The 13236-nt window shown below is 46.1% G+C and carries 10 protein-coding genes; 6 read left to right on the top strand and 4 right to left on the bottom strand.

Annotated features, from left to right (window positions below):
* Window positions 1-109: 109 nt before the first annotated feature.
* Complete coding sequence (locus tag LX99_RS09630) at window positions 110-784, top strand: DUF4136 domain-containing protein (protein ID WP_109607699.1); 675 nt, start codon at window positions 110-112, stop codon at window positions 782-784.
* Window positions 785-884: 100 nt separating this feature from the next.
* Here LX99_RS09630 and LX99_RS09625 read toward each other — a convergent pair whose 3' ends face one another.
* From LX99_RS09625 to LX99_RS09615, 3 genes are all read right to left on the bottom strand, one after another.
* On the bottom strand, window positions 885-1085 hold the full coding sequence (locus LX99_RS09625) for a hypothetical protein (RefSeq protein WP_109607698.1): 201 nt from the start codon (window positions 1083-1085) through the stop codon (window positions 885-887).
* A 16-nt stretch (window positions 1086-1101) separates the two neighbouring features.
* Entirely contained in the window at window positions 1102-6132 is a 5031-nt protein-coding gene (locus LX99_RS09620; protein WP_146203092.1) for a LamG-like jellyroll fold domain-containing protein, read from the bottom strand.
* A 422-nt stretch (window positions 6133-6554) separates the two neighbouring features.
* Window positions 6555-8540 carry a M1 family metallopeptidase gene (locus LX99_RS09615; protein ID WP_109607696.1) on the bottom strand — a complete coding sequence of 662 codons (1986 nt, stop codon included), beginning with the start codon at window positions 8538-8540 and terminating at the stop codon, window positions 6555-6557.
* A 120-nt stretch (window positions 8541-8660) separates the two neighbouring features.
* Here LX99_RS09615 and LX99_RS09610 point away from each other — a divergent pair, with 120 nt between their 5' ends.
* The 5 genes from LX99_RS09610 to LX99_RS09590 all read left to right on the top strand — a co-directional run bounded on the left by LX99_RS09610 (window position 8661) and on the right by LX99_RS09590 (window position 12163).
* Window positions 8661-9290: a hypothetical protein gene (locus LX99_RS09610; RefSeq protein ID WP_146203091.1), complete on the top strand. Its 630-nt coding sequence runs from the start codon at window positions 8661-8663 to the stop codon at window positions 9288-9290.
* A gap of 99 nt (window positions 9291-9389) precedes the next feature.
* Window positions 9390-10142: a prolipoprotein diacylglyceryl transferase gene (locus tag LX99_RS09605; protein ID WP_109607694.1), complete on the top strand. Its 753-nt coding sequence runs from the start codon at window positions 9390-9392 to the stop codon at window positions 10140-10142.
* On the top strand, window positions 10135-11532 hold the full coding sequence (locus tag LX99_RS09600) for a radical SAM protein (RefSeq protein WP_109607693.1): 1398 nt from the start codon (window positions 10135-10137) through the stop codon (window positions 11530-11532). Before LX99_RS09605 ends, LX99_RS09600 begins: the two co-directional genes overlap by 8 nt.
* Window positions 11529-11825 (top strand): hypothetical protein, encoded by a 297-nt coding sequence (locus LX99_RS09595; RefSeq protein WP_022830191.1) that lies wholly within the window; start codon window positions 11529-11531, stop codon window positions 11823-11825. The genes LX99_RS09600 and LX99_RS09595 overlap by 4 nt, the downstream gene beginning before the upstream one ends.
* 17 nt (window positions 11826-11842) lie before the next feature.
* Window positions 11843-12163: a hypothetical protein gene (locus LX99_RS09590; protein WP_109607692.1), complete on the top strand. Its 321-nt coding sequence runs from the start codon at window positions 11843-11845 to the stop codon at window positions 12161-12163.
* A 3-nt stretch (window positions 12164-12166) separates the two neighbouring features.
* Here LX99_RS09590 and LX99_RS09585 read toward each other — a convergent pair whose 3' ends face one another.
* Window positions 12167-13093 carry a Ppx/GppA phosphatase family protein gene (locus LX99_RS09585; RefSeq protein ID WP_146203090.1) on the bottom strand — a complete coding sequence of 309 codons (927 nt, stop codon included), beginning with the start codon at window positions 13091-13093 and terminating at the stop codon, window positions 12167-12169.
* Window positions 13094-13236 lie beyond the last annotated feature (143 nt).

Genomic DNA, 13236 nt, shown 5'->3' with positions numbered 1-13236 from the left:
CTCTGGCTCTTCCAGATTCCATATCCCGTTGTTTAATAAAATTATTTATCTAAATTAAACCTTTGTTTTGCGCATAGTCTAATGTTATAAATAAAGGGAGTAATTTGTCATGAAAAAATCTATTATCACAGGGATGGCGTTTTTGCTGCTGGCCACCTTGTCGGCTTGTAGCAGCTATAGTTATTATACAGCAGCCCGTAACAAAACCGATCTCTCTTCTTACCGCACCTTTGCCTGGCTACCTCCTGCAACCATGACCAATAAAGCCGGCGCAGTTGTTAAAAGAGAAGTGGCAGATGAAAGAGTAAAAGACGCTGCTATAGCGGCGCTTGAAAGTAAAGGCCTTAAATACCAGGAAGGTGATGCTGATTTGTTGCTTAGTTACTCAACCATAACAGGCAGAGGCATGCGTACCGAGTTTTACCCTACCTATTATGCCGGTTGGGGTTATCCCGGTATAGGCTTCGGTTATGGCTGGGGCTGGGGTTACCGCAGACCGTTTTACGGTTACGGCGGCTGGGGTTGGGGATACCCGTACGGCGGCTGGGGCTATGGCTTTGGTTACGGCGGCGGCGGTTATGCCCGCGTTCCTTATAAAGAGGGCACCCTGATTATCGATTTGGTTGATAACCGTACCCGCAAACTGGTATGGCGTGGCTTTGGTGTTGGCGAATTGCACAACCCGCAGAAAACCTTAAAAGAACTGCCCAAAGTGGTTGACGGTATTATTGATCAGTTACAACTTAACCAGTTACAACAACAAATGCCTGTTAAAAAGGCCTGATAACAAAACCAGGAAAAAGAAAAAAAAACAAAAACACCTCCGGGCCTGAAGCCCGGAGGTGTTTTTGTTATAGATGAAAACTAATTGAATCCCTGTTGGCTTACGCCCGGACAGATTTTTGTTTGCGATATAAATGAACAATCGTTACGGCAAAAGCCGCTACAGCCAACAGGGCGACCCAGCTATCAAGCGGACAAACCGCATCCGCGTCGGTACCATCACACGGAATATCAAGTTGTGCAAAACAGCTTAGGGTGGTTGTTATAAAAAGCACGGTGGTTAATAATATCTTCCTTATCATATTCACAGATCGTTTATTACAACTTTACAAATTTAGCTATTCCAAATAAGCTTTTGGTTTTATTATCAATAACCTGGATCATATAAGTTCCGGGTATCAAGTTGCTGACGTTGTTTTGCCAGTAAAGTTGCGTGATATTTACATTTTTTAACAGTATTCCGCTACTGTTGGTTATGCGGATGTTGTAATTTGATGATGCTTTGGTTTGCTTAATGCTCAAATTAATCATATCTGTTGCCGGGTTAGGGTATACCAATACCTGGTTGTTGCTTAAATTATTATTGGTGTTCGCGTACATCAGCGGCAGCTCTTTAGACAGGCTGATCTCGTTATTGACATCGGTAAGCTGCAACCTGTATTTGTTCAAGCCATTGGCAGGGTTAAGGTCTGTATAGCTGTAAGTGCCCAGGCCGGTTGATTTAAATACACTAATGTTATCCCATGTTTTTCCATTATCCGTACTCCGCTGAACGGTGAACAAAGTATAATTAGCTTCGTTTTGAACCTGCCAGCCGGTTTGAGCGCCGGTTGCCACCTTGGTAGCCGTAAAATCGATAAGGCGCAGGCCAAGCACGGGATTTTGGCGTAAAACAAGGCTAAACCTGTTTTTGCCAAATGACGCGGCGTTGCCTTTATCAATATTGAAATTGTAAAGCTTGCTTGCTTTAATATCCACCGAGTCTTTAGTGAAGCTATCTTTAAGCCAAACCTCATACAAAGCGGGCAGATTGCTTACATCCGATAAGTTTAACTGGTAAGCCCCCGAGGTTGTAGCATCGGCGTACAGCGGGATCACCTGCTGTACTTTATGCGGGTAGGGGCTGCGGTAAATCGTAGCCTTAACGCTATCACTCGACATGGCCGAGAGGCTTACCTGCGCACCGTTGCCGCCTAAATCTTCAGCGTCTTTATTTTCATTATAAACCGGGCTGATGTTGGTTCGTAAGCCTATTACAATGGCGTCGGTATTAATGCTATCCTTAATCAATTTAAACCTCAGTAATGATTCTCCTCCACTGCTTAAGGTATTTGCCGCTGTCGCCGCAATTTGCTCAGTCGGCATGGCTGCGAAGGCTGCGAATTTTGATGTCGATGCCAGTACCGGCCTGTCGGGCGCGCTTAATATAGCCTGGGTGATTGCCGACGAGGGCTGACTGTTTGTTTTGGCCGATTCGCGGAACGTCAAAGTTTGTCCCGCGGCGGTGGCCCGGATAAAGAAAGCCTGGCCCGAAGCGATCAGGTTACTTGCGTAGCCGTCGCTCGAGATACCCGGATTTGTATTGGTTGTAGTATCAGCCACCGAATTGATGGAAGTTTTTTGCTCGTATGTTGAATATTGTTTGCTGGTAGGGTTATAAACCCAGATTTTTAACGGGCTGGTCAGCGTAGTGCCCGATTGGTTCGGGAAGCCGTTACCATATATGGATGATGCCGCCTGGTTTGATTGCCTGTTAAATTTTTCCATATTGATGGTGCTGGCATACGGGTTAGCCACAAGGTTATAGCCTGAAACACTCTTAACGCCGTTGTTGCTGGTTGTGCTGTAGAGAAGGCTTTTTGTTTGATCGTACCAGTTTTTTACGGTGATATTGCCGGTATTAAGCGTACCAGTGGCTGTGAAGGTGGTACCCGTTGGCACATAGCTTGCAACGGTTTCTGTAGCGATATCGGCAACGCTCCTGTCTCCCCTGAAAAAGAATAAGAAACCATTCCCTACCGGCAGCGTGAAAGTACCTGATTCATTATCAAAAGAATAGCTGGGCGCGTTATTGATGTTGTTTACCCCGCGGTAATTACCGCTGCTGAAGGTGGTGTTGGATATAGCTGTATTTTCCCTGAAAAAATAAATAGAAGGGTTATTGGCGTTTGGCGAAACATCAAAACCTCCCGAGGCCTTGGTTGTACCCGTTACATAAGCCGAGTTTTTAAGAAAGTTGATGCTGAATACACCATTGCCATTATTTACCGGCGACGTTAGCAAGCGGTAACCGCGCTTTGACGAGCCGCCTGCTATATACCGTTCAACGCTTACGTTACCTGTAACGGTTAAACCCGAAGGGATTGCTGTTACCGTAGCTGTTTGTGTCGAATTGCTTTTTAATGTAAAAGTAGCAGGCGAACTTACCGCGAGGCTTCCGCTGGTTAACGTAAGCACGTTATACAGGTCAAGCTTGCCCGATGCAAGTGTTACCACTCCATTAGTCGCGGTGTTATTTACCGTCATGTTGCCTACATCTGTTGAAGCCGCGGTGCTGTTGCCCGTAAATGACTGCGCGGTTACCGGCGATACCCCATTCCAGGTTATTGCCGAATTATTATAATTTGTGGTGCCTTTGGTTAGGGTGCCGCTGTTAAATATATTACAACCCACACTCAGGGTAAACCCGCCAAGGTTCAATTTGGCGCCATTTGCTATATTTAGTGTGTATACGCTTTTAGCTGCTGTTAAAACAGGGTAAATATTTGAGCTATTGGTTGGTATAACAATATACTCTGTGCCGTTTAAAGCCGGCGCAACACCCGTTATGCCGGTTGATGTATTTGTCCAGTTATTGGCATTGGTTAAATCAGTTGTACCGGCAGCGCCCGTCCAGGTATAGGTTGGTATGGCTGGCGTTACAATAGCGGTGCTTTGGGTACAGCCATTGGTGGTAGTGGTTAACGTGTAGTTAGTTGTAGTGGCTTTGCTAAAAGTAACCTGGCTGCCTGTACCTGTAAGGCTGGTATTGGCGTTGTCAACCCAGCTGTAAGCAGGGCTGCCGGGCCAGCTTTGCGCGTTAATAGTTATAGGATTATTGGCGCAATAGGATGAGGAGAACTTATACAGGTTCATATCGTTCGAGGCGATCTCCGAAGCCGAAAGTTCATGATTGTAAATAGCGATATCGTCCAGAACACCAACAAAATAATCGTTTGAGGGGCGGCCAGGCCAGCCCTGCAGGCTATCGCCGCCTATCCGCCAGTATTCGCTGATTTGCTGCGGTGTGGTATACGTTGCTGTTGATGCCTGTAAGGTTCCATCTACGTAAAGCCGCATCCCATTGGTTGGTCCGTCGGTAACAACCACGTGGTGCCATAGCCCGTCGTTGTAGGCCGTGCCTGCCGGGGTGTTAATAGTTACCGCGCTGCTGCTGTAAACCCCGTAATAAAGCTGGCCCGAGTCGTTCATATACAAGTTACGGTCCTGGGTGGCGTTGCTGCCGGTTTGGTTGCCGCCAATGCCTATCAGTTTACCTCCGGCAGTGGTTGTTTTAAACCATATACTGTAGCTAAATATTAACGGCGAATACTGTGTTGTGGTTGAAATATATTGAGGGCTGGCGTTGCTGCCGCTAAAGCTGTACGCCCCGTTGGCCAGGCCGTTCCTGTCGGCAACGGTGGTTGGGAGCGTGCTGCCTTGCAGGGTACCGTTATTGCCAAGGCCCGACCAATCAGTTAAACTGCCGTTTTCAAACGGGTAACTCAGCATAGGGCTGTTAATCGATGACGATGCTTTAGGGTTTACAGTAATTGTTACCGCGGTGCGTGAGCTTGCGGAGCCGCCCGATGTAAACGAAACATATAAAGTAGTAGTGCCGCCAATAAACGGGGTATAAGTGTTTGTGGTGCTGGTATAAAGCGGTGTTGTGGTTGTGTTATCGATATACCAGTTATAAGTGCCTGATCCTGAAGTGCCCGTTGCCGTTAAAGTAGCTGAACCCGCGCCGCAAAGCGTAACCGGTGCAACACTTGGCGGCGAAGGCGGCGGGGTGTTGGTAAAGGTGATCACATTGCCGTTTGATGACGGGCCGGTGAACGGTATTGCCGAGCTGTTTTTCGTGCCGCCTGTAAAAGTATTAATGTTAGTAACGGTTATTGTGCCATACGGAGTGTTCCCGAAATTGAGTTGTGATTTTATAGTGCCGGTAAAGAAGTAATATCCTGGAATCGAGTAAGTTCCATCGGTATTGCCCGATGTTGCTAACAGGTCACTTATGCCGTAATTCTGTATAGCGTTTCCGGTAAGGTCCATTGAGCCTATATATGAGTCGGCAGAGGTTGAGTAATAAGAATCAACAGAACGGTACAGGCCACCAGTGCGATTAAAATATCCTTCAAACCCCGCACCGGATGTATTCAACGCAAATTGGTTAACTAAAAAGTTACCCCTTGCGGTAATCTTCATACCATAAAATATAACGTTTTCATTCGGGTAGTAAGCGGGCTGTGTAACGTTATTAGCTGTGCCGTTAACCCCGGTTGCGCTGAATTGTAAAACACGGGTGTACATATCAAAGTTATCCCACTGGAAACGGGCGGCGGTAGTACAGGTTGATTCAAGGTACGAGTAGTAATAAGTGCTGTAACCATTGCCGGTATTGTTTGTGCTTGATGCAACCAGTGTTTTTGCCGTTGTCATGCCCGGTACAAAAACGTCTTTAAATATTGTCCAGGTTCCATCTTTTAATCTCTGCACTTTGATCATGTAAGTATTTTGATCATTAGCCATCGAGGTATTTAACAACTCATTATAATGGCCGCTGCCCGAGTTGGTACTATTCCTGTATCTTAAACTGAGCGAAGTGCCGGTATGAGTTATATAAAAGCCCTGCATGTTGTTGGTGGTATAGCTGTTGGCCATCAGCCAGTAACGCCAGGTGTTGTTGCCAACGGTCATCACATCCGGGTCGTCCGGACCATTAGTGCTGTTATTTTTATAGATGAAGTTCCACTCAAAATCGTTTTGGGTCATGTCGACACCTGATGTGCCATTACCCACAAAATCCCATCTGATAGCACTGATGGCGTTTGTTGCCGGAACAAGCGATTGTAAACTTACCGATCCGTTAAGGGGGGATGTAGTTGAGGCATCAATGGTAACAGATGAACTTGTGCGGAAGGCATTACCCATACTTGATGCGCCTAACGATGCCGTGTTGCCGGCAGTAGCGGTTTCAAAGTTGTTATAGTAATATGTTGCATTGTCGCTTGTTTCCTGTGCGGAAACCGCACTAACCAAACAAAGCAGCATGCCGCAAGCTATAAACCGGAGTAATTGTGTTTTCAAAATGATAGGTTTTAACGATCGCAATTGCAATAATTATGCTAATTCCAATATATATGCCTGTAAGGTGTGAGTATTAAATCCGGAACGCACTTGCGTTAAAAACAGGGCACCGCACGTGCGCTTTTATTGCAAAAATGGAAATGTAGTGGGTATTAAATTCCAAGTTTAAATTACCCGATTTGAGGAATTTTTTACCCGTTTTTGTCTAATGGGTTTAGATGGCTTTGATTGGCAAGAGGTAAATTACCTCGCAATGAGCACTTTTGAAATGGTCGGCTAAACCGGAGTACCTGGTGGGCAGCACCTGGCCGGTTACTGATGGGCGCGTTGATAACAGCGCATCTGTAATACCAGGCAGGATGTTAATGAGGAAAAGCCCATAAGCGCTTTTAGCAGAATGCCGACGCTTATGGGTTTGGTGTTTATTTTATTTTTTGGGTGTTATTGTTCCTGTTTAAATCGGGTAGGGCCGCATCAGGGTCTATGGTTACTGATTCGGCTTCCCGGGTGGTGGGCAGGGTATACGTAATCTGTTTGTATTGCAGCCAGGTTTCTACCGGCATATAAAAACGTTTTTTGCTGCCATCTTTAAATTTCACCTCAACGGTAAACGGCATTGGCAATTGCTCTTTGTTCACTACTTTGATGGTGATACCTTTTGAAGCGTCTTTACCGGCATATCGGGCATCAATCAAAGCGATATCCAGCAGCCAGTTGTTATAAAACCAGCCTTTCCAAAACCACGACAAGTCTTCGCCAGCCCCGTTTTCCATCGACCTGAAAAAATCATCGGGCTGCGGGTGCTTGTAGGCCCATTGCTTAATGTAATTTTTAAAAGCATAGTCAAACCTGTCTTTTCCCAATACCTGCTCGCGAAGCAAAACCAAACCAAAGGCCGGTTTATAATAGGTAAGCGGGTGCCGGTATTTTTCGGGAATGGCATCTGGCGCGGTCATGATGCTCGGGCTTTGCGGATCAAGCATGGCGGGGATTATTTCGTCGGCAGGGTTGCCGCCGTCCGGGGCATATTCGCTATCACGCTTAGGGGCATATTCGCCTTTGTTAAACGCGTCAGAAGCATAAATATCAATAAAGGTGTTCAGGCCTTCATCCATCCAGCCGTAACGGCGCTCGTTCGATCCTACGATCATCGGGAACCAGTTATGGCCAATTTCGTGCGCGGTTACCCAATATAGTACGCTGCCTTTATCGGTAATACCATCAAAAACAATACCGGGGTACTCCATACCGCCTGCTATGCCGGCCTCGTTTATTGCAACCGGGTAGGGGTACACAAACCATTTTTCCGAAAAATACTCTATCGATTTTTTCAGGTATTCAGTCGCCCTGCCCCAGGCATCGTTACCATAGCTTTCGGCAGGGTAAACGCTCATGGCCAGGGATTTCTTTCCGCCGGGCAGGTTAACCCGCGCCGCGTCCCAGATATAGGCCTTCGATGCGCCGAAGGCCACATCGCGGGTATTGAGCATTTTAAAATGCCAGGTAAGAGTACCTTTATTAACCGGGCGGCTGGCCGGGTCGTTTATCTCTGCCAAATCGCGGATCATAATGGTTTTATCGCTGTTGCGGGCCTGTTCCAGGCGGGCAATTTGTTTGGCGGTCAGTACATCCTTAGGGTTTAGCAACTCGCCTGATCCGGCAACGATCATATCCCAGGGCACGGTAACCGAATAATCGATATCGCCATAATCCAGGTAAAACTCGCCGCTGCCTAAAAACGGTAGGGTGTCCCAACCGTGGCTGTCGTCATAAACGCACATCCGCGGAAACCATTGAGCTATCTCGTAGATCTTGCCGTTTTTGGTATCACAATAATCGGTACGGTTGCCAAAGTTGCCAGGGATGGTGTAGTGATATTTAATACGCAGTTTAATGGCCCCTTTTTGCAGCGGATGCTCCAAACGTACCTGCATGCGGGCGTCGGTAATTATAAAGGGCACGGCTTTAGCAACGCCGCCATCATCTACCAATACCGACTCAATCTGGTAGCCATTGGTATGCTGATCAAATGCAGGTGTACGATCGGTAAAAAAGTTTGAACGGGCGTCTTTTTTATAGGTGTTCTGGTCCAGTTGCAGCCATAAAAACGGGAGGGCGTCCGGGCTGTTATTGGTGTAATTGATAACCACCGTGCCGCCAATGGTTTTACTTACGGTATCAAGTTTAACATTCAGGGTATAGTCGGCGCGGTTTTGCCAGTATTTTGGTCCGGGTGCACCGTTGGCCGAGTGGTAATCATTGCCCTTTTCGGTATAAAACATCGGCGAAAATGCCGCTGCCGGGTTATAATTTGATGTGGTATCGTTTGGGTTGAGTTTTTGTTTTTGCGCAGCCGCGCTGATAGCTAAAACCGACAGTATGCCAATGCCGATATATTTTAATTTCATGCTGTGTAATTAGGCAGGCAATATACAAAGGATGCCCGGAAAATCGGTTTACCAAAAAAGTTTTAAAAGAGTTTATGGAATAGTAAGCCTCACTGCATCATATAACTAAATAGACAATAAATGCATCCAATCCAGAGTATAACAATCCCAGAACCATGCCACCAGGAATGGCAACTGATGACTGTGGTAACCGATGGCCGCTATTGTGACCATTGCTGCAAAACGGTAGTTGATTTCAGTGCGATGAGTAATCAAGAGATCATTACCCATTTATCAGCTAATGAAAATGTTTGCGGCAGGTTTAAAAGGCAACAATTAACCGCCACGCATAGTTCCGCCTCCGATAAAAATACATCACGATATTTTAGAAAGGCTATATGGATCGCTGCTTCAGTAATAGGTGTGGCACCTATTACCAATGCAAAAGTAACTACCGCCTGGTTGAGGCCCGTTGATTCATTATATACAAAACAAAAAACAAAGTATATAGGGAAATTACAGGTACGCGCGTTGAATAGAAAAACTGTAGTCAACAAAAAAGCCGGAGGCAAGTCATCCGCAAATAATAACAGCGCCGTTAAAGCTGTGAGATACCCAAGTTTGCCATATGATGATGCTATAGTCGGGAAAGTAAGCTATTCCTTCGTAGATTCCAGTCAGGTAAAAAATTTCCAGATTATCCGTGCAGCCGATACTACGGCGCACGTTTTGGGCGGTGTGGTTAAAGGCTTGCCGATTAAAAAGGAGTAAAATGGAAGCTTGTAGGCGGCGCCTTTGTTGGTCATTCTTTTGTTCATCGCCTATGGCATAAAATAAAAAGCCTATTTTAGTGCTTTATAAAAGCCAGACTTGCATTTTCCTGTAAATATTCCTTTAGGCCGGTCGGCAATACCGGTACACTTTGTTTGCGAAACGCTCGCGTACTTTTTGGGTTACCGATACTATGCCTGGTTGCGCCGCCATACGCACGACCTGATCACCGCCGAGCACCGGCTCATTATTTTTATCGGCGCGGCGGCAGGCGCTTTTTTTGGCTCACACCTGGTAGGAGTTTTTGAAAACCCGCAGCAATTGTTTTCGCATTTCAGCCTGTTTTATTTCATGGGGAATAAAACCATAGTTGGCGGTATGCTGGGTGGTTTAATTGGTGTTGAACTTACCAAAAAGCAGTTGGGCGTAACCGTTTCATCGGGCGATATGATGGTTTACCCGCTCATTTTGGCTATGGCCATCGGTCGCACCGGTTGTTTTTTGGCCGGGTTGGAGGATGGCACCTTTGGAATATCTTCCGATTTACCCTGGGCTATCGATTTTGGCGACGGCATCCACAGGCACCCCACCAATTTGTACGAGATTTTATTTTGGCTGATGCTGTGGCTCGTGCTGAAACTCATCGAAAAAAAAAATCATTTTGCCGATGGGGCGAGGTTTAAAGTTTTTATGGTAAGTTACCTTGTATTCAGGCTTTTGGTTGAATTTATCAAGCCCGATTATTTTTTTAGTTTCGGTTTATCGGTGATTCAGTTGGTTTGTATCGGCGGTATTTTGTATTATTATAAAGTATTTTTATACCCTAAAACCCTGTTTACAGATCATGCCTGAACGCCCGTATATATATTATGATTTTACCCTGAGCATTTGCTCAACCTGCCTGCGCCGTGTGGACGCTAAAATTGTTTTTGAAGATGACAAGGTTTACATGCTTAAAAACTGCCGCCGGCATGGCTTTGAAAAAGTGCTGATAGCCACCGATGTTGAATACTATAAAAACTGCCGCAATTATGCCAAGCGCAGCGAAATGCCTTTGAAATTCAACGCCAAAACACATTACGGCTGCCCTTACGATTGCGGTCTATGCCAGGATCATGAACAGCACTCGTGCTTAACCGTTGTGGAGGTAACCGACCGCTGTAACCTGAGTTGCCCTACGTGTTACGCCATGTCATCGCCTACTTATGGCCGACACCGTTCTTTGGCCGAAATAGAACAGATGCTGGATGTAGTGGTAGCTAACGAAGGCCAGCCTGATGTTGTACAGATTAGCGGGGGAGAGCCTACCGTACACCCGCAGTTTTTTGAGATCCTGGATATCGCCAAAACAAAGCCCATTAAACACCTGATGCTGAATACCAACGGCATCCGTATTGCTAAGGACGAGGCCTTTGTTAAACGCCTGGCCACTTACATGCCCGATTTTGAGATCTACCTGCAATTCGACTCCTTTAAAAAAGAAGCGCTTGAGCAGTTAAGGGGCGAGGATTTGCGCGAGGTGAGGTTAAAAGCCATCGAACATTTGAATAAATATAACCTGTCTACTACATTGGTGGTAACCTTGCAAAAAGGGTTAAATACCGATGAGATAGGTAAAATTATTGAGTATGCCCTGCAACAGCCCTGTGTGCGCGGCGTAACTTTTCAACCCACCCAGGAGGCCGGTCGGCTGGATCATTTTAACAGCCAGACCGACAGGTATACCATGACCGAAGTGCGTAACGCCATACTGGACCAGACCAAAGTATTCAACAAAAACGACCTGATTCCGGTACCCTGCAATCCCGACGCGCTGGTAATGGGTTACGCGCTTAAAATAGGGGGTGAGGTGATTCCGCTAACCCGGATGATTAACCCCGACGATTTGCTGGACAACTCGAAAAATACCATTGTGTATGAAAACGATGAGCGGCTGAAAGGGCACCTGCTTAACATGTTCAGCACGGGCAACTCGGTTGATAAGGCTAAAGAACATCTGCATTCGCTGCTATGTTGCCTGCCCGAGATTGATGCGCCAAACCTGGGGTATGATAACCTGTTTAGGGTGATTATTATGCAGTTTATTGATGCGCATAACTTTGATGTGCGGGCCATCAAAAAATCGTGCGTACATATTGTCAATAAAGATCTGCAGATCATCCCCTTTGAAACGATGAACCTTTTTTACCGGGATGATAAGCGCCAATACCTCGAACAGCTGCGGGAGGAGATGGCGATATGAGCGGTGATATAAATACAGACCAAACACAGCCGGGTGAAGAAAGCCGAAGAAATAACAACAGGATCAAAATATTGGGATTTAATTTACTTGCGCTTATAGTTTATACCCTGTTGTGTAAACTGATTAATGATGTTGGCAGCCTGATGCTCGAAGCTTTTCTTGTTTTTTCGCAGGTGTTGATATGTCTGGTTTTATCGGCTGTGCGCAGGGATGTGGTTTGGTTATTAAGTGCTTTTATGGTACTCGCCATCGGCTTTTCCACCTGCGTATATGTCGGCGAGTTCAGGTTATAAGTTTTAGATAATATAAAATGGATGAACACAATTTAAACCCGCAGGCCGCCGGAAGCCCGGCACCAGGCAATACACCTTTTGGCGGGCATAACAAAAAGCCCAATAACATGAAAATAGTGGGCTACAACCTGTTGGTATTGATAGCTTATACAATTATCTGCAGGTTTAACCTGAATGATGGCGCCATTTTAGATATGTTTTTTATCGGGATACATGTTAGTGCAGGGATCATACTTGCTATAGTTAACCGGAGCTGGGCCTGGTTGCTGAGCGCCCTTATGGTTTTGGTTATCGGTTTTTCAACCTGCATTGGTATGGTCAACATCAGCGGGCATTAAGCTTTAAGCTAACATCCCCGCCAAAACACCTTCTTTTAATGAGTTGGTACACATGCTTACCTGATGGATATGTAGCCGTTGCATCATAAAGCGGGTAACTAACGAAGCCGCTACGATCATATCAACCCGCACCGGGATAATCCCCGTGTTTGCCGCCCGCTGCAGGTGGGTTGATTGGACTATTTTTCCGGTGAGCGCCAATAGCTCTTCCTCATCAAAATCACAGCTTTGAATGTTTTTTAAATTAAAAGGCTCTCCTTTTTCGGCGGCTATCAATCCAGCGAAAGTTTCGAACGCGCCCGACGAGCCTATCAGTTTATCAATTTCGGTATCGGCGGTGGCAGTAAACAGGTCGGTCAGCTTATCTTCAAGGTATAAATTCAAGGCTTCGACAGAGGCCGGTGGAATCGGGTCGGTACGATGAAACAGGTCCATCAGGCGTGCTGCGCCAATTTCAAAGCTTTGCTTCCAGGTTATCTTATCGGCATTGCCTAAAATAAACTCCACGCTGCCGCCGCCAATATCCATAACCAGCGATGTTTTTGCCGAAAGGCAACCGCTCAGTTTTACACCCTGGTAAATAAAACCTGCTTCCTGTTCGCCATCAATAATTTCGATGGCGATGCCGGTTTTATCTTTTACAGCTTCAATAAAATCATGTCCGTTTGATGCATTGCGCAAGGCCGATGTGGCAATGGCCCGCACTTTGGTTGCTTTGTTGGCTTCAATAAGGTCATGAAAACGTTGCATGCAGCTAACTCCGCGGGCAAAGGCCCTGGGAATAATGTACCCTTTGTTGATGCCACCTTCGCCCAGTTTTACCGCCTCGGTAATGTGTACAATTTCGTGGTAATGATGGCTTTCGCCTTCGGCAATCAACAAATGGAAGGTATTTGTGCCCAAATCCATTACTGCAACGCGTTTACTCATGCGGCTAAAATAGATTTTTAAGGCGAAAGCCGAAAGCAAAAAGCCGAAAGCAAAAAGCTGAAGGCTGAAAGCTTAAAGCAAATAAACGCTTTATGCCTTCAGCCTTATGCTTTCAGCTTATAAAAATGCTTTATGCCTTCAGC

The sequence above is a fragment of the Mucilaginibacter oryzae genome, from assembly GCF_003148845.1.
Taxonomy (GTDB): domain Bacteria; phylum Bacteroidota; class Bacteroidia; order Sphingobacteriales; family Sphingobacteriaceae; genus Mucilaginibacter; species Mucilaginibacter oryzae.
Note: the sequence above shows the minus strand (reverse complement) of the source record. Positions and strands in the feature narration are given on the sequence as shown.

What these genes read in the sequence shown, in the direction of transcription:
- LX99_RS09615 (WP_109607696.1), bottom strand. Translation starts at nt 8,540, where the DNA reads ATGAAATTAAAATATATCGGCATTGGCATACTGTCGGTTTTAGCTATC.
- LX99_RS09590 (WP_109607692.1), top strand. Translation starts at nt 11,843, where the DNA reads ATGGATGAACACAATTTAAACCCGCAGGCCGCCGGAAGCCCGGCACCA.
- LX99_RS09625 (WP_109607698.1), bottom strand. Translation starts at nt 1,085, where the DNA reads ATGATAAGGAAGATATTATTAACCACCGTGCTTTTTATAACAACCACC.
- LX99_RS09630 (WP_109607699.1), top strand. Translation starts at nt 110, where the DNA reads ATGAAAAAATCTATTATCACAGGGATGGCGTTTTTGCTGCTGGCCACC.
- LX99_RS09585 (WP_146203090.1), bottom strand. Translation starts at nt 13,093, where the DNA reads ATGAGTAAACGCGTTGCAGTAATGGATTTGGGCACAAATACCTTCCAT.
- LX99_RS09610 (WP_146203091.1), top strand. Translation starts at nt 8,661, where the DNA reads ATGCATCCAATCCAGAGTATAACAATCCCAGAACCATGCCACCAGGAA.
- LX99_RS09595 (WP_022830191.1), top strand. Translation starts at nt 11,529, where the DNA reads ATGAGCGGTGATATAAATACAGACCAAACACAGCCGGGTGAAGAAAGC.
- LX99_RS09600 (WP_109607693.1), top strand. Translation starts at nt 10,135, where the DNA reads ATGCCTGAACGCCCGTATATATATTATGATTTTACCCTGAGCATTTGC.